This is a genomic window from Xanthomonas sp. DAR 34887 (genome assembly GCF_041245805.1).
In the GTDB taxonomy this organism is placed as follows: Bacteria; Pseudomonadota; Gammaproteobacteria; order Xanthomonadales; family Xanthomonadaceae; genus Xanthomonas_A; species Xanthomonas_A tesorieronis.
Window position 1 is genome coordinate 2141740 of record NZ_CP162490.1, and the last position, 16914, is coordinate 2158653.

Genomic DNA, 16914 nt, shown 5'->3' on the forward strand with positions numbered 1-16914 from the left:
CGAGGTTCACTATGAAAATTAAAATTTATTTTTATCCTTTGATTTTTTTTGTTGCATTGCCAGTGTTCGCTCAGACCGCTTGCCCAATCGGTGTTGCTGCTGGAAGCGCTGCTTGCGGTCCAACTCCTTCCCAGGGGGGAGCGGGTTACTCGCAACCGCCAGCCCCCACACCGTCAGGGGAATGGATTAAGACTTGGGGGGCCGTAGCCGTTGCTGGTTCTACGGGAGACGTAGGTCTAGCTGTTGGTAAAATGTCTAAAAAGCAAGCGGAAAATGAAGCGCTGGTTAAATGTGCTCAAAATGGAGCGCTTGATTGCAAGCAGGGTCTCTCTTCTTATCGTAACCAATGCGTTGCTCTCGCTTGGCCCAATACAGCCGGTGAAAAGTATATTGTGAGCCATGGTCCTAGTAAGGATGCTGCTGCTCAAGACGCTTCCTCGACATGTGACAAGAGTGCATCTACAGGTTGTAGAGTTGTATATTCTGAGTGCTCAGAGCCTATTTTTAGGAAATACTAATTTTAATGGTTCTTCTTGGTCGAATTTTTCAGCGCTGCGGTAGATGTTTTGGCGGGTATGTTGATGAAAAAGTTCGGTTTTGGAATATGAACGTTTTTAAGTTTAGTTGTTTTTTGCTGCTTTTGACGCCCTCCATCTGTTTTTCTCAAACAGCCTGCCCAATAGGCGTCGCAGCAGGAAATGCTTCCTGTGGCCCTTCTCCTTCAGGAGTTGGCCAAGGTACGGATTCTGGAAGTTATATGACTGCTCCCCCTCCAGCGCCTTCGGGTAAATGGATAAAGACCTGGGGTGCCATAGCTGTCGCTGCTTCTACAGGCGATGTGGGAGCTTCTGTGGGGAAAACGTCAAAAGCTCAGGCGGAAAGGGACTCTGTGCTGCAATGTCAAAGATCGGGAGCGAACGATTGTAAGGCGTTCAGTTATCATAACCAATGCGCTGCACTGGCTTGGCCAAATCAAGTGAATGGCAGTCCTTCTGTTGGCTACGGGCCCGATAAGTCGAGCGCAGGGTCGATAGCAGTAAAGGAGTGTATCTCTCCCGATCATGAAGCATGTAAGGTTGTTTATTCAGATTGTACTGCTCAGCTTTTCCAAAGCTACTGATTCGTGGGCCACTGATAGCGTACAGGCGATAGGCGGATGCGTTGAGCGATACTCCGCTAAAGCTATTTACTGCACGTGTCTTCTAAGTGGCGGTGATGGTCATCGAATTGGGCATAGATGTCCAATCGTAAGCAGATTTTCATGCCGAACTAGCCTTCATTTTTTGCTTGATCAAAATCGGCGCAATTTTGCGCAATTTGAGGTGTATCGCGGAGGGTAAAATATGTTTCTATCTCTTTTCATTTTTTTTGTTGCATTGCCAGTGTTTGCTCAGACCGCTTGCCCAATCGGTGTTGCTGCTGGAAGCGCTGCTTGCGGTCCAACTCCTTCCCAAGAGGGAGCGGGTTACTCTCAACCCCAAGCCCCCACACCGTCAGGTGAATGGATTAAGACTTGGGGCGCGATAGCTATTGCTGATTCTACCGGAGACGTAGGTCTGGCTGTTGGTAAAATGTCTAAAAGGCAAGCGGAAAGTGAAGCGTTGATTAAATGTGCTTAGAACGGAGCGCTTGATTGCAAGAAAAGCCTCTTTACGTACCGTAATCAGTGCGCTGCTCTTGCATGGCCCAATACAGCAGGTGAAAAATATATAATGAGTAGCGGCCCTAGCAAGGATGCCGCTGCTCAAGATGCTTCCTCGACATGCAATAAGAGTGCGTCTACCGGTTGTAAAATTGTTTATTCTGAATGCTCAGAGCCTATTTTTAGGAAATACTGAAATTGATAATTTTTCTCGCCGCATTTTTTCAGCATTGCAGCAGATGTTTTGGTGGACCATATTGATGGCAAAAACGGGTTTTGGGATATGACCTCCGTTAGGATTGGTTGTTTTTTGCTGCTTTTAGCACCCTTCGGCTGTTTTTCTCAAACAGCCTGCCCAATAGGTGTCGCAGCAGGAAATGCTTCCTGTGGCCCTTCTTCTTCAGCAGTTGGCCAAGGTATGGATTCTGGGAGTTATATGAATGCTCCTCCTCCAAGGCCTTCGGGTGAATGGATTAAAACTTGGGGTGCTATTGCTCAGGCCCCTAATGGAGACACAGGCGTCAGCTCGGGAAAATTATCAAAAAAGGACGCCGAAATTGATGCGCTAAATAAGTGTGGTAGCTGGGGCGCGCGCGACTGTAACATTAAATTTACATACAAGAACCAATGTGTCGTATCGGTCGATCCAGTCACAGGTGGGCCTGGCGGTTCAATTGTTAGCGCTGGTTCTGTGCCTGCTGCAGCGGAGCTGGCAAAGAGAAATTGCGAAAAATGGTCTGGAAAAGCGTGTGAGCAGAGCTTTAGTCAATGCTCAGATCCATTTTTTAAACAATACTAATTTAATAAATGTTGGAGCGTTCTTTCCAGCGTCCCATCCAGAGGCCACTGGACGACTGCAAGCCAAGTCTCTTTGCGTAGTGTGTTGCTCTTGCTTGGCCAATACAGATGGTGGAAATATATTGTGAGTGGTGGCCCCAACAAGGATGCCGCTGCTCCAGACGCTTCCTCAGTATGGGGGAAGATCGTCTCTGCTGGTTGTAGAGTTTTTGATTCTGAATGCTCCGGGCCTATTTTCATAAAATACTAGCTGCGATCTTTCTAATGTCGGTATTGGCAGTCGTAACTTGTTGTGCTGGATTGGTGTCAAAGTTGCGGTTGCACTTGGGGCAGTGCCAAGCCAGGTGATGGCCTAAGCGCGGCCATAGGGTAGTATTGCCGGGTCGGCTGGGCAGCTGGCCGGCAACGCACTGTTTTTTACTATCTGTCCCTTCTAGGAGTTGCATCATGAAGATGCTCGCAGTGACGTGTTTGGTGGTTTCGTCCTTGGTCGCGGCGCCTGCTTACGCTGGCGATCCCTGCGCCACATTGATGTGCATGTCGGGCAAGTTGGTCGGCGCTGGCCTCGACCAGAGTTGCGCTGGGCCGATGACCGATTACTTCAAAATCGTTCGCTTCGATCGGCATGGCTACAATCCCAACAAGACGAGCGACGCCCGGCAGAGCTATCTGAATTCCTGCACTTCTGCTGGCGATAGCGGTGGATATGCGCAGAAGGTCAACGAGAAGTTCGGCAAGATGCGTCTCGGGTTTTGATGCCTTAGCGGCGTAGTGCCAGCGGCGGTCGTGTGACTGTCGCTGGCAAGGCGTGCTGTCCATGTGGCGGTAGCGAACCTGCTAACCACGCAATGTGGTGTGAGGTTTGCGGCGATGCGGGCCACTGCGTCTTTCTCAACATAGCTCAGTCGCGTTCGGTGTGGCGCCATCCTCATGCGCCACCGCGTGAATACGTATGCAGGCGCCTCTGCAACTCGTGCATCAACGTTACCCTAACGCAGCTTTCCGCGTGCCCATTGCGCACGCGATCTCTGCCCGAAGGGGGGCGTTGCATGACTCAGGCTCCATGGTGGCGCGGTGCCGTCATCTATCAGATCTATCCGCGTAGCTTTCTCGATGCGAACGGCGATGGCGTTGGCGATCTGCCCGGCATCGTGCAGAAGCTGGATTACATCGCGTCGCTCGGCGTGGACGCGATCTGGATCTCGCCGTTCTTCAAGTCGCCGATGGCCGACTTCGGCTACGACATCGCCGACTATCGCGAGGTCGATCCGCTGTTTGGCACGATGGACGATTTCGATCGCTTACTGGCCAAGGCGCATGCGCTGGGCCTGAAGGTGATGATCGACCAGGTGCTCAGCCACACGTCGGTGGAGCATGCATGGTTCAAGGAGAGTCGCCAGAGCCGCGACAATCCCAAGGCCGATTGGTACGTCTGGGCGGACGCGCGCGAGGACGGCACGCCGCCGAACAACTGGATGTCGATCTTCGGCGGGGTCGCCTGGCAGTGGGAGCCGCGGCGCGGCCAGTACTACCTGCACAACTTCCTGGCGTCGCAGCCTGACCTCAACTTCCACAATCCCGAGGTGCAACAGGCCACGTTGGACAATGTCGAGTTCTGGCTTGCGCGCGGGGTGGATGGGTTCCGGCTGGATGCGATCAATTTCTGCTTCCACGATCCGTCGCTGCGGGACAATCCGCCAAAGCCGCTGGAAAAGCGGGTAGGGCGGGGCTTCAGTCCCGACAATCCGTATGCGTTCCAATACCACTACTACAACAACACGCAGGCGGAGAACCTGCCGTTCCTGCAGAAGCTGCGCGGCCTGCTCGATCGCTATCCGGGAACGGTGAGCCTGGGCGAGATCTCGTCCGAGGACTCGCTCGCCACCACCGCCGAGTACACGCGGGCCGGGCATCTGCACATGGGTTACAGCTTCGAGCTGTTGACCGACGATTTCAGCGCACGCTACATCCGCGAGACCGTGTCGAGCCTCGAAACGGCGATGACCGAGGGGTGGCCGTGCTGGGCGATTTCCAATCACGATGTGCAGCGTGCGGTGACGCGCTGGGGGCGCGGTGCGCAGACGCCTGCATTCGCGCGGTTGCTGATCGCGCTGCTGTGCTCGTTGCGCGGTTCGGTCTGCGTCTACCAGGGCGAGGAGCTGGGTCTGAGCGAGGCCGAAGTGCCGTTCGAGGCGTTGCAGGATCCGTATGGCATCGCGTTCTGGCCGAGTTTCAAGGGTCGCGATGGATGCCGTACGCCGATGCCGTGGGACGACAGTGCGCAAGCCGGCTTCACTACCGGGAAGCCGTGGCTGCCGGTGGCGCCGGCGCATCGTGCGCAATCGGTGGCGGCGCAGCTGGCCGATCCGCATTCGGTATTGACCGCGTTCCAGCAGTTCCAGGCGTGGCGCAAGCAGCATGTGGCATTGCGCCAGGGCGATATCTCGTTCGTCGAGACCGCGGAGCCGGTGCTGATGTTCCAGCGCCGGCATGCGCAGCAGACGCTGCTGCTGGCGTTCAATCTGTCGGCGCAGGCCAGCGAGGTGACGCTGCCCGAGGGGCAATGGCGACAGCTGGCAGTACCTGGCGTCGACCCAGGCGAGGCCGAAGGCGGCTTGCAGCTGCCCGGTTACGCGATGGCGTGTCTGGAACGCGTGTAGCCGCCGCGTAATCCTTTAGTTCGGCTGCCTGCCTGACAGGCAGCCTAGAGCGGCATGGACGCCGCGTCGGGCGCTGGAGCGCGGCTTTCCTCCTAGCCACAGGACGTTCGCCTGTTTCCTGCATGTCCGTGCCGCATTTACGCGAACTGCTCGCTACTCCGGATCCCGTATCCAACACCCGCATGTTGCCGCCATGGCAGCAGCTAGGACGCGACCAGGTTGCGAACCATCGGCTTGCGCTGCCTACAGTGCATAGAAGCCGTTGCTCCGATTGAACTCGTGCTTCTCTAGCACCCCGAGCGAAAGCGCTCTCACGATGCTGCCGCCATTTCGTCGCGGGTGACATCGACGTTGGCGCCGGCGCGGCCTCGGCCTTGCATGTGGCAGACACAACGAACGGGCGGCACTTAACTACGTCATTCATCGATCCTGCGCCGGCGTTATCGTCTGAGCGGCTGGACTAATGCGTCGATGCTTTTGGCTCATCGTGCAAAGCGCACTTCAAAAAAAAAAGCCCGCCGGCATCACGCCGACGGGCTTGCTACAGGCACGGAGGGTTGGCCTAGAACTTGTAGTTCACGCCGAGCACGTAGGTGCGGCCCCACTCGATGTATTCCAGCGGGCGGTCCTTGCTCTCGGCATAGGTGCGGTACGGCGAGTTGCTCAGGTTGCTCCCCTGCAGCAGCAGGCTCAGGCCTTTCAGGCTGCTGAGGTCGCTGAAGGTGTAGCTGATCTGCGCATCGGTGATGTTCTCGCCAACCACGTAGCGCAGGGTGCGGTTGCCGTTGAAGTTGCCGATCTCGCCGATGAAGTCCGAGCGCCGGCGCTGACTGACGCGCGCTTCGAAGCCGTTGCGCTCGTAGTAGGCGGTGAGGTTGTAGACGCGCTTGGACAGGCCGGGCAGGCTGATCTCGCCGTCGCCCACGCTGGATGCGCTTTCCGGGTCGCGAATCTTGACGTCGCTGTCGTTGAAGGTCGCGCTGGCCTGGATGCCGAAGCCTTCGAGCGGGGCGAACAGCATGTCCAGCGGCAGCGAGGCGGTCAGTTCCAGGCCGCGCAGGGTGCCGCCCTTGCCGTTGAACGGGGCGCTGAAGGTGCCGGTGGTCTGCACCGGCGCCGCGCCCGGCGGCGGCACGTAGCCGGCGACCAGGGCGGAGAAGTCGTAGTTGTCGCGGGTCTGGGTGTAGATGTAGCTCTTCAGGTCCTTGTAGAAGAACGCGGCCGCGACATAGGCCTTGGCGCCGAAGTACTTCTCGTACGAGATGTCCAGGGCGTTGGCGCGCCACGGATCGAGCGTCGGGTTGCCGCCGCTGGCGCCGGGCTTGCCGGTGGCGTTGTCCACGCCGAATTCCAGCGAGGCGCGCAGTTGGTCCACGCGCGGACGCGCGACCTGCTTAGCCAGCGCGAAGCGCAAGGTCTGCTCGTACGGGAACTGGAACGCCAGATTCAGGCTCGGCAGCCAGTCGTTGTAGGTCTTGCCTTCGTCGATCGGCCGCACTTCGCTGCCGGCCGGTTGCGAGGCATCCCAGTAGTTCGCCTGCGACGACTGGTCGGCGTGCTGCAGTTGCACGCCGATGTTGCCGCGCACGCCCACCGCGCCCCATTCGGTGTCGATGTTGGCGCGCATCCAGGCGGTGGTGATCTTCTCCTGCACGGTCCAGGCCTTGGAGACCAGGTAGGAGGCGTCCTCGCTGGGGTCGAACACCATGTAGCGCGACACCGCGCCGGGCACGTTCCAGGCGGGGATGTAGCCGATGCCGGCGAAGCCCAGGTTCACCGGCGCGTACTGCAGGTCGGAGGCGATGGTGGTGTCGCCTTGCGCGCCCAGGGTGATGTTGCCTTCGGGCTGGTGCTTTTCCTTTTCGCGGTCGGCGTAGTTCACGCCCACGTCCAGATCGGAGAACCAGCGCAGCGCTTCGGGCATCGGGAAGCTGGCCTGCAGGCGCGCGCCCTTCAGCACGTCTTCCACGCGCGGCGCCTTGCCGTAGCCGGAGCCGTAGATAGTGTTGGTGATGTACAGCGCATCGGGGTTGGAATAGTCCAGGCCGGGCGAGATCTGCGAGAAGCCGTTGTTGCGGTAAGCCAGGCCGACCGTATCTAGCTGCGGCATCGGCGTCAGCTGCAGGTTGTTCTCGAGATTGAGCTCCTTGCGCGTGGCCTTGGAATAGTTCACGTCGGTGATGATGCGCACCGCGCCGGCGTTGATCTCGTTGTTCCAGCCGAACGCGTCGATCTTGTCTTCGCGCTTGTTGTACATGCCGCGCACCAGCGGGTAGACGCCGCTCGCGGTGCCGCCGGTAAAGGTGCCGTTGCCGTTGACCTGGGGGTTGCTGATGGCCAGACCGGGGGTGTAGCCGCCGTTGTAGTTGCTGAGGTTGAGCTCGAACTGGTTGGCGGTATCGATCTGCTCGGCTTCGGTGTGGAAGGCGTCGAGCGTGCTGGTCCAGGCGTTGGACGGGCGGTACTGCAGGGTCGCCATCACGCCGTCGCGCTTGGAGTCGCCGGTGCGGCGCAGCGCCTTGATGCCGTCGGAGAAATAGGTGCCGGCGGCCACGCCCGGGCGCGCGCCGGTGTCGGTGTTCTGGGTGCTCCACGGTTCGTACAGGCCGACCTGGTCCTCCTGGATCGGCGTGTCGGTATGCGCATAGCCGATCGCCAGGCCAATGGTGCGGTCGGCGAACTGGTCGATGTAGCTGGCGCTGAAGCGGTTGCCGTAAGGATCGGTATCGGCGGCCTTGCCCAGCGAATTGCGCTGGTAGCGCCCGCCGATCGCGATCACCCGCTCGCCGAAGCTGAGTGGGCGCGCGGTCTGCATGTCCACCGTGCCCGATAGCCCCTGGCCGACCAGGCCGGCATCGGGAGTCTTGTAGACGGTGACGCCGTTGACCAGTTCGGACGGGTACTGGTCGAATTCGACGCTGCGGTTGTCGCCGGTGCTGACCACCTCGCGGCCGTTCAGCAGGGTGGTCGAGAAGTCCGGCGACAGGCCGCGCACGCTGATGACCTGGGCGCGGCCGGCCACGCGCTGCGCGGCCAGGCCGGGCAGGCGCGCCAGCGATTCGGCGATGCTGACATCGGGCAGCTTGCCGATGTCCTCGGCCGAGATCGCCTCGACGATGGACGTGGAATCCTTCTTGATCGCGATCGCGCTCTCGATGCCGCGGCGGATGCCGGTCACCTGGACCTTGTCCAGGTCGGTGACCGGATTGTCGGTCGCCGGGGCAGCGGTGCCGGATTGCGTCTCGGACTGTGCGGCGGCCAGCATCGGCGTCATGGCGATGGCCAACGCCAGCGTCAGCGCATTGCGCTTGTGGTTCAACATTTTCCCCTCCCAGGCAATGTTGTCGTGCAAATTTTCTGATCCGGAAGATTGGCCGGATGTAGGTATCGCGCCGCCGATGTTCGGTGACGCGACTGCGACGTATGGTAGACACCGCAATCCGCTGCGAACGCGGCCTGCATACGTATTCACTGGGTTTCATCGCATTGGAATCGATTCCACGGTGACGATGTCGTAGGGCGGCAACGCGTGCCAGTGTCGTGATCGTGAAGGCGGCGTGCGGGAACTTGCTGGCCGGCGCGCTGCGAAGTGCTCGAATGCGCGGTATGCCATGGCGGCAGTCGACGCATGCGCAGAGCGGATGTCCGGGAGAAAGATGCGGATGTGGGCGTGGCGAGCGTTAAGGGGCAAGGCGGCAAGCGTTCGCGCGCGGCATGTTCGGTTGACGGAAAGGTGGCAGTGCACGGATCCGTCACGCATTTGCGCGAGGCAGAACCCTGCCGATCGCCTGGGCGATAGCAGGGTTGGGGGAGGCCCCGTTCTTGCGGGCTCTATCGGTAAAGCCCGTCGCGGCTGAAGCCGCTCCTACAGGTAACGTGATCCAGCGACTCGGTTCGGAGCCGAAGGGGGCTAGCGGCGCGCCGCTGGATCGCCCTTGGCAGCGGCCGCGGCGTCCAGCGGCGTGAAGCGGATCGCTTGGCCGCCGCCCGGTGCCAGCTTCAGCTCCAGAGAATCGGCGCTGCCGACCTCGCGCTGCTCGCGCACGAAGTCGAATGGATTGCTGCGGTAGTCGGCGGCGTCGCCGTCGCGGTAGATCTCGGCGCGATAGCGCACGCCCGGTTCCAGGAACGACAGCGACACCGGCAGCACCCGGCCGTGTTCGTCGGTGATGCTGCCTAGGTACCAGTCGCGGCTGTGGCGATCCTTGCGCACGATGGTCACGTAGTCGCCGACTTCGCCATCGAGGACGCGGCTGTCGTCCCAGTCCACCGCCACGTCCTCGATGAAGCGGAACGCGTCGCGGTGCTGCAGGTAATGCTCGGGCAGGTCGGCGGCCATCTGGATCGGGCTGTAGATCGCCACGTACAGCGCCAGCTGCCGCGCCAGCGTGCTGGGGATCGGCTGCCCGCCGCGACCTTTCAGGCTGAGGATACCGGGGGTGTAGTCCATCGGCCCGGCCAGCATACGGGTGAAGACCAGGTTGACCTCGTGCTCGGGCGGGTTCGGCGGTTGTCCCCAGGCGTTGTATTCCATGCCGCGCGCACCTTCGCGCGACAGCCAGTTGGGATAGGTGCGGCGCAGGCCGGTGTCCTTGATCGGCTCGTGCGCGTTGACCGACAGGTGTCGCGCCGCGGCGTCGCGCACCACCCTCAGGTGATGCTGCGCCATGAACTGGCCGTCGTGCCATTCGCGCCACAGCGGTCCGCCGGCCGGATTGCGCCGGTCCACCTGGCCGTCGTCGCAGACGTAGCCGGTCTTGAACGTGTCCACGCCCAGGCGCGCATACAGGTCCAGGGCGGCGTCCAGCTGGTCTTCGTAGTGCTGCACCGCGCAGCCGGTCTCGTGATGGCCGATCAGGTGCACGCCGCGCTGGGCGGCATAGGCGCTGAGCGCTTCGATGTCGAAATCCGCGGTAGGTCGGGTGAAATCGAAGCTGCCGCCGTTGCCGAACCATTCGCCGTTCCAGCCAGGATTCCAGCCTTCCACCAGCACGCCGCGGAAGCCGTGCGCGGCGGCGAAGTCGATGTAGCGGCGGGTGTTGGCGGTGGTCGCGCCATGCTTCGGTCCGGTCGCCCAGGTTTCCTGGTTCAAATGCATCGACCACCACACGCCCACGTACTTGGCTGGATGCACCCAGCTCACGTCGCCCAGCGCATTGGGCTCGTTGAGGTTGAGGATCAGGTTGGAATCGACCAGGCCGCCGGCGTGGTCGGCGATCTGCACGGTGCGCCACGGCGTGTCGAACGGCAGGCTGCGCTTGACCTTCCAGCCCTCGGCCGATGGCGACAACTGCGCATGCAGGCGCTGGCCGTCGCCGCGGCGCAGCCACATCCCGGCGTAATCGACCAGAGCGGCCTCGTGCAGGGCAATGTGCAAGCCGTCGCGGCTGCGCAAGGTGATCGGCGTATGCGCCAGCGCGACCTGGTTCAACGGCGTCTGCCGGTACAGGTATTCGTAGTGGATCGGCTCGCCGGCCGGGATCCACCAGGCGGTCGCTTCCGGCACGATGTCGAATTCGGTCAGTTCCTCGTCGATGATCGCCTCGCGCAGGCCGGCTTGCTGCGGGAAGCTGTAGCGGAAGCCCAGGCCGTCGTCGTAGACCCGGAACACGACCGCGAAGCGCCGCCGCAGTCCGCTGCGCTCGCCCAGTTCCACGCGCAATTCGTTGTAATGGTTGCGCACGTAGCGGCGCTCGCCCCACGGCTGTTCCCAGGTCTCGTCAACGCTGCGGGTGGCCTGCGCCAGTACCGCCAGGTCGCGATCCAGGCGCCCGTCGCGCAACTGGAAGCCCAGCCTGGATTCGCCGATCACGCTGTCGCCCAGGCGCTGCACGCGGTAGCTGGGCTTGCCGTCGTCCAGTTGCAGCGCGACCTGCAGCACCTTGCCCGGCGAGTCCACGCTGGCCACGGTGCGGGGTTCTGCGCGCAGCAGCGGTGCGATGCACAACAGTGCGGCCGCGAGCAACATCCGCAGGGGCGACGAGGGCCGCACGCATGGCATGGCATGAAACTGCGGCATATCCCCTCCCAAGGCGGCCATTGCAGGTGCGGCGACTATAGCGAGGCGCTGCCAGCCCGCCGCGGCCAAGGCGATGAATACGTATGCAGATTCGCGCGGTGCGCTGCGGCGCGTCTACCATGTCCGCAGCGCTTCTCGAAGAGGCGGCGAGCGCGGTACCGGCATGCCGGTGCGGCGAACCCACACTACAGGCAAAGAGGGAGGGAGGCCGACAGGCGCGAGCCGGTCCGCCGCTTCGATGCTGAAGATGATTTGCTTGGCCGCCACCTTGGGTGCAGCGGTGTCGGCGTCTGCGTGGCAGACGTCGTTGCAATGGCGCGGCCAGACCGCACAGGCCGCGGCCACTGCCGATGGCGGCTTCGTGCTGAGTTCGGCGCAGGGCACGCGCACGCTGGCGGCGCAGCCGTTGCGCAGCGAGACCGCCAGTGTGCTGTTCGATGCGCTGTTCGCGCTGGCGCAGCAGGAGTTGCGCGACGACCAGGTCGATGCGATCCGCGATCCGGCCTTCGACCACGGCAAGCCGCTGCCATGCGACTGCTACCAGACCGGCGAGCGCTGGCCCTACGTGTGGACCCGCGACGTCAGCTATGCCGCCGATCTGGCGCTGGCGCGGCTGGATCCGCAGCGCACGCGGCGCTCGCTGCGCTTCAAGCTGTCGGCGATGCGCGGCGCGGATGCGCTGCCGGGCGTGTTCGTGGCCCAGGACACCGGCTCCGGCGGCAGCTGGCCGGTGAGCAGCGACCGCGTGGTCTGGTTCCTGGCCGCGCGGCATCTGCTCGACGATGCGCAGTTCGCCGCCGACACCCGCGCCGCGCTCGATGCGACCCTGGCGCAGGACCGCGAATTCGCCTTCGACCCGCGCATCGGCCTGTACCGCGGCGAGACCTCGTTCCTGGATTGGCGCGAGCAGACCTATCCGGCCTGGACCCGCAACGACGTGCGCTTCATCGCCGAGTCGTTCGCCCTGTCCACCAATGTGCTGCATTACCAGGCGCTGCGGCTGGGCGAGCGGCTGGCGCGCGGGCACGGCGACAGCGCCGCCGCGGCACGCTATGCCGGCTGGGCGGACGCGCTGCGGCAGGCGATCGCGCAGCGCTTCTGGCGCGAGGACCGCGGCACCTACGTCAGCTACCTCGGCAGCGCCGCGCATCCGGTGGCCTACGAAAGCTACGACCTGCTCGGCCTGTCGCTGGCGGTGCTGGCCGACGTGCTGCCGCGCGAACGCGCGCGCCAGGCGCTGGCGCGCTACCCGGCGGTCGAGGCCGGCAGTCCGGTGGTCTGGCCGCAACAGCGGGATGTGCCGATCTACCACAACCGCGCGATCTGGCCGTTCGTCAGCGCCTACGCGCTACGCGCGGCGCGGCATACCGACGACAGTGCGCGCATCGCCTTCGAAGTGCAGTCGTTGCTGCGCGGCGCGGCGCTGGCCGGCTCGAACATGGAGAACTACGAATTCCTGAGCCAGGCCGCGCATGTGGACGATGGCCCGCTCAGCGGGCCGGTGGTCAATTCGCCGCGGCAGTTGTGGTCGGTCGCCGGCTATCTGGCGATGGTGATCGAAGGCGTATTCGGCGTCGAAGACGACGGCAGCGTGGCGCCGAAGCTGCCGGTGAGCCTGGTGCCGATGCTGTTCGGCGAGCGCGACGAGATCGCGCTGCAGCTGCGCGATCGGCGCATCGTGCTGCGGAGGCCTGCGCAGCTGCATGGCGACCTGCTGGTGGCCGGCGACACGCGCACCCATGACGGCGTCACCACCGTGCAGCTGGTGGCGCGCGGCACGGCGAGTACGCCAGTGCCGCTGCTCGCCGCTGCCGAGGCGTTCGCCCCGCTCGCACCGCCAGCGCCGCGCGTGGACCGCGATGCGCAGGGCTGGCGCGTCGCGGCCGCCGCCGACACGGTGCTGTACGTCGATGGACAGCGCCGCCCAGGCGCCGCCGACGGCGCGCGCTTGCCGCTGCGCGAGCAGGTGCAGTGCCTGAGCCTGACCCGGCGCGATGCGCATTGGGAATCGCTGCACAGCCCCAGCGTCTGCGTCGGCGACGTGGTCCGCCTCAGCGGCGGCGACGACTGGCGCTGGACCGCGCCGCGCGATGGCGAATATCGGCTGAGCCTGCGCTACGTCAACGCGCATGGCCCGATCAATACCGGCGTCACCGCCGCGGTGAAACAGCTGCACCTGCAATGCGGCGATGCCGCGCCGCAGCGCATGCCGGTGGTGATGCCGCACAGCGTCGGCGAACAGGATTCCACCGCCGCGGTGTTCGCGCTCAAGGCCGGACAGGCCTGCCGCATCCGCCTCGCGCCTGCGGCGAACATGAGCGCGTTGCAGCACTTCGCGCGCTACACCGGCGGCCAGGGTGGCGCCGACGGCGTGGTCAATGCGGCCGACGTCGCCGCACTGCTGATCGCGCCGGCCGGCGCCGCACAGGTGCGCCGATGAGCGCGCTGCCGCGTGCCAAGCCGGCGCTGTCGTTCTGGCAGATCTGGAACATGTGCTTCGGCTTCCTCGGTATCCAGTTCGGCTTCGCGCTGCAGAACGCCAACGCCAGCCGCATCTTCCAGACCCTGGGCGCGGACATGGAGCAGGTGCCGGGGCTGTGGATCGCCGCGCCGCTGACCGGGCTGATCGTGCAGCCGATCGTCGGCTATCTGTCCGATCGCACCTGGAACCGGTTCGGCCGGCGCCGTCCGTATTTCATGGTCGGCGCGCTGTTCACCACGCTGGCGCTGCTGGTGATGCCGAACGCGCCGGCGCTGTGGGTGGCGGCCGGCACGCTGTGGATCCTGGATGCGTCGATCAATATCTCGATGGAACCGTTCCGCGCCTTCGTCGGCGACCAGCTGCCGCAACGCCAGCGCGCCAGCGGCTATGCGATGCAGAGTTTCTTCATCGGCGTGGGCGCGGTGGTGGCGAGCATGCTGCCGTGGCTGCTGGCGCAGTGGGGCGTGAGCAATACCGCGGCGCCGCGGCATGTGCCGGACACGGTGCGCTATGCGTTCTATCTGGGCGGCGCGGTGCTGTTCCTTTCGATCGGCTGGACCGTGCTGCGGACACGCGAGTATCCGCCCGAGGCCCTGCACAGCTTCGACGACGCGCCGTCGTCGCACACTGCCGCATCCGCGTCGGCGCTGCCACGCGCCGATGCCGCCGCGGCGACGTGGCTGGTACTCGGCCTGGCCGGCGCGGCGGCGATCGCCTGGAGCGGCGGCGACCGCATGCTGTATGTGCTGGCCGGCCTGTTCGCCGCCTATGGATTGCTGCGCTGGCTGGCGCCGCGGCTGCGGCCCGGGCACATGCTGGCCACGATCATGCACGACGTGCAGACGATGCCGCAGGCGATGCGGCGCCTGGCCTGGGTGCAGTTCTTCTCGTGGTTCGCGTTGTTCGCGATGTGGATCTACACCACCGCGGCGGTGACGCAGACGCATTACGGCGCCACCGATACCGCCTCCGCGGCCTACAACGACGGCGCGAACTGGGTGGGGGTGCTGTTCGGCGCGTACAACGGCTTCGCCGCGCTGGCGGCGATCGCCATTCCGCTGCTGGTACGCGCGGTCGGCCTGCGCGTCAGCCATCTGATCAACCTGTGCCTGGGCGCGGCCGGCTTGCTGTCGTTCCTGTGGATCCGCGATCCGCAGTGGCTGCTGCTGTCGATGCTGGGCGTCGGCTTCGCCTGGGCGTCGATCCTGTCGCTGCCGTACGCCTTGCTGTCCGACAGCGTGCCGGCGGCGAAGATGGGCGTGTACATGGGCATCTTCAATTTCTTCATCGTGATCCCGCAGCTGGTCGCGGTCAGCGTGCTGGGCTTCGTGCTCACGCACTGGCTCGGCGGCCGCCCGCTGTACGCGCTGGGCATCGGCGGCGCCAGCCTGCTGGTGGCGGCGCTGTGCGTGCTGCGGGTTCCCGCCGAACACGGAGCAAGGCAATGACGTATCGGATTTCGCTGCTGGCGCTGGCCTTGCTGGGCGCCGTCGTGCCGCCGGCGCGTGCGCAGGCCGCGGCGGAGTACTACGGCACGCTGGAGCCGTTCGCCAGCGAGGCGGTGTACTTCGTGGTCACCGACCGCTTCGTTAACGGCGATCCGGGCAACGATCACCGCGACCAGGGCGGCGCGCACCGCACCTTCGACATTCCGTTGCCGGCGCCGCCGGGCGAGAGCGACAACATCGGCTACCTGGGCGGCGACTTCAAGGGTGTGGTCGACAACGCCGGCTATATCCGCGGCCTGGGTTTCGGTGCGGTGTGGATCACGCCGATCGTCGACAATCCCGACGAAGCGTTCACCGGCGGCAAGCCGATCAGTTGGGGCAGCAACCTGAGCGACCGCGGCAAGACCGGCTACCACGGCTATTGGGGCGTCAATTTCTACAAGCTGGACGAACACCTGCCCAGCCCGGGACTGGACTTCGCCGGTTTCACCCAGGCGATGCATGCGCAACAGCTGAAGGTGGTGCTGGACATCGTCGGCAACCATGGCTCGCCGGCGTACACGATGCCCAAGCGGCAGCCGATGTTCGGCCAGGTGTTCGATCGCGACGGCAAGCTCGTCGCCGATCACCAGAACCTGCCGCCGGCCAAGCTGGATCCGGTGCACAACCCGCTGCACGCGTTCTACAACACCGGCGGCAATCTGGCCGAACTGTCCGATTTCAACGAGCGCAATCCGGCGGTGATGGAGTACCTGGTCGGCGCCTATTCGCAATGGCTGGGGCAGGGTGCCGACGCCTTCCGCATCGACACCATCGGCTGGATGCCGGACAGCTTCTGGCACGAGTTCGTGCGCCGCATCCGCGCGCAGCGGCCGGGCATGTTCATGTTCGGCGAAGCCTTCGACTACGACGCGCGCAAGATCGCCGGGCACACCTGGGCGCGCAATGCCGGGGTCAGCGTGCTGGATTTCCCGCTGAAGCAGGCGCTGGCCACGGTGTTCGGGCATGCGCGCGGCGGCTTCGAGCAATTGCAGGCGCCGCTCTACCTGGAGCGCGGCCCGTATGCGAATCCGTACGAGCTGATGACCTTCTACGACAACCACGACATGGCGCGGCTGGACGCCAGCGATGCCGGCTTCATCGATGCGCACAACTGGCTGTTCACGGCGCGCGGCATTCCGGTGATCTACTACGGCTCGGAAACCGGCTTCATGCGCGGCCGCGCCGAGCACGCGGGCAATCGCAATTATTTCGGCCAGGAACGGGTGGATGCGGCGCCGCAGAGCGCGATCTTCGCGCCGTTGCAGCGCATCGCGCTGCTGCGGCAACGCACGCCGGCGCTGCAGCGCGGACTGCAGCTCAACCTGCGCCTGTCCGGCGACGAGGCGGTGTTCTATCGCGTGTACCAACACGCCGGCACGACCCAGACCGCGCTGGTCCTGCTCAACAAGGGCGATACGGCGAAGACGCTGGAGGTGCGCCGCTACCTGCAACCCGGCACCTGGCGCGATGGCTTCGACGGCAGCGCGGTCGAGGTCGCGGACGTGTTGCGGGCCGAAGTGCCGGCGCATGGGGTGCGCGTGTTCGTCTCCGATGCGCCGATCGTGCGCCAGGACCTGCGTGCGCGGCTGGGGTGGCTGATGGCGGCCAAGAATGGCGTGGAATCGCCGCAATAGCGTCTGCTTCTAACGCTTTTTTTGTAGGAGCGGCTTCAGCCGCGACCGCGCTTTACCGATAACGCACGGTCGCGGCTGAAGCCGCTCCTACACCGGCCTATGGCGCGCAGGCTGGGTGCGCTGTGGGAGGGACTTCAGTCCCGACGGCGTGCGAAATCGGATGATGGGACGGCTCCGTTGATCGCGGCT

Annotated in this window: 10 protein-coding genes and 1 pseudogene; 9 read left to right on the forward strand and 2 right to left on the reverse strand. The window is 63.8% G+C overall.

Annotated elements, in window-relative coordinates; all coding sequences use genetic code 11:
• The first annotated feature begins 11 nt into the window (after positions 1–11).
• The 6 genes and pseudogenes from AB3X08_RS09110 to AB3X08_RS09135 all read left to right on the forward strand — a co-directional run bounded on the left by AB3X08_RS09110 (position 12) and on the right by AB3X08_RS09135 (position 5100).
• Positions 12–518: a DUF4189 domain-containing protein gene (locus AB3X08_RS09110; RefSeq protein WP_369937764.1), complete on the forward strand. Its 507-nt coding sequence runs from the start codon at positions 12–14 to the stop codon at positions 516–518.
• A gap of 239 nt (positions 519–757) precedes the next feature.
• A complete protein-coding gene (locus AB3X08_RS09115; protein ID WP_369938493.1) occupies positions 758–1120 on the forward strand; it encodes a DUF4189 domain-containing protein in 363 nt (120 codons plus the stop codon).
• 451 nt (positions 1121–1571) lie between these two features.
• A pseudogene (locus AB3X08_RS09120) lies at positions 1572–1838 on the forward strand (DUF4189 domain-containing protein).
• Positions 1839–1889: 51 nt separating this feature from the next.
• Entirely contained in the window at positions 1890–2441 is a 552-nt protein-coding gene (locus tag AB3X08_RS09125; protein ID WP_369937765.1) for a DUF4189 domain-containing protein, read from the forward strand.
• Positions 2442–2887: 446 nt separating this feature from the next.
• Positions 2888–3196 (forward strand): hypothetical protein, encoded by a 309-nt coding sequence (locus AB3X08_RS09130; RefSeq protein WP_369937766.1) that lies wholly within the window; start codon positions 2888–2890, stop codon positions 3194–3196.
• A gap of 293 nt (positions 3197–3489) precedes the next feature.
• Positions 3490–5100 carry an alpha-glucosidase family protein gene (locus tag AB3X08_RS09135; RefSeq protein ID WP_369937767.1) on the forward strand — a complete coding sequence of 537 codons (1611 nt, stop codon included), beginning with the start codon at positions 3490–3492 and terminating at the stop codon, positions 5098–5100.
• A gap of 562 nt (positions 5101–5662) precedes the next feature.
• On the opposite strand, the gene AB3X08_RS09140 is transcribed toward AB3X08_RS09135, so the two are convergent.
• Together AB3X08_RS09140 and AB3X08_RS09145 are read right to left on the reverse strand one after the other, a co-directional pair.
• Complete coding sequence (locus tag AB3X08_RS09140; protein ID WP_369937768.1) at positions 5663–8422, reverse strand: TonB-dependent receptor; 2760 nt, start codon at positions 8420–8422, stop codon at positions 5663–5665.
• A 588-nt stretch (positions 8423–9010) separates the two neighbouring features.
• Entirely contained in the window at positions 9011–11068 is a 2058-nt protein-coding gene (locus AB3X08_RS09145; RefSeq protein ID WP_369938495.1) for a glycoside hydrolase family 97 protein, read from the reverse strand.
• Between the two features lie 289 nt (positions 11069–11357).
• Here AB3X08_RS09145 and AB3X08_RS09150 point away from each other — a divergent pair, with 289 nt between their 5' ends.
• From AB3X08_RS09150 to AB3X08_RS09160, 3 genes are read left to right on the forward strand one after another with little or no spacing between them, the layout of a single operon-like run.
• Positions 11358–13559 (forward strand): Six-hairpin glycosidase-like protein, encoded by a 2202-nt coding sequence (locus AB3X08_RS09150; protein ID WP_369937770.1) that lies wholly within the window; start codon positions 11358–11360, stop codon positions 13557–13559.
• Complete coding sequence (locus AB3X08_RS09155) at positions 13556–15049, forward strand: MFS transporter (protein ID WP_369937771.1); 1494 nt, start codon at positions 13556–13558, stop codon at positions 15047–15049. The genes AB3X08_RS09150 and AB3X08_RS09155 overlap by 4 nt, the downstream gene beginning before the upstream one ends.
• A complete protein-coding gene (locus tag AB3X08_RS09160) occupies positions 15046–16725 on the forward strand; it encodes an alpha-amylase family glycosyl hydrolase (protein ID WP_369937772.1) in 1680 nt (559 codons plus the stop codon). Before AB3X08_RS09155 ends, AB3X08_RS09160 begins: the two co-directional genes overlap by 4 nt.
• Positions 16726–16914 lie beyond the last annotated feature (189 nt).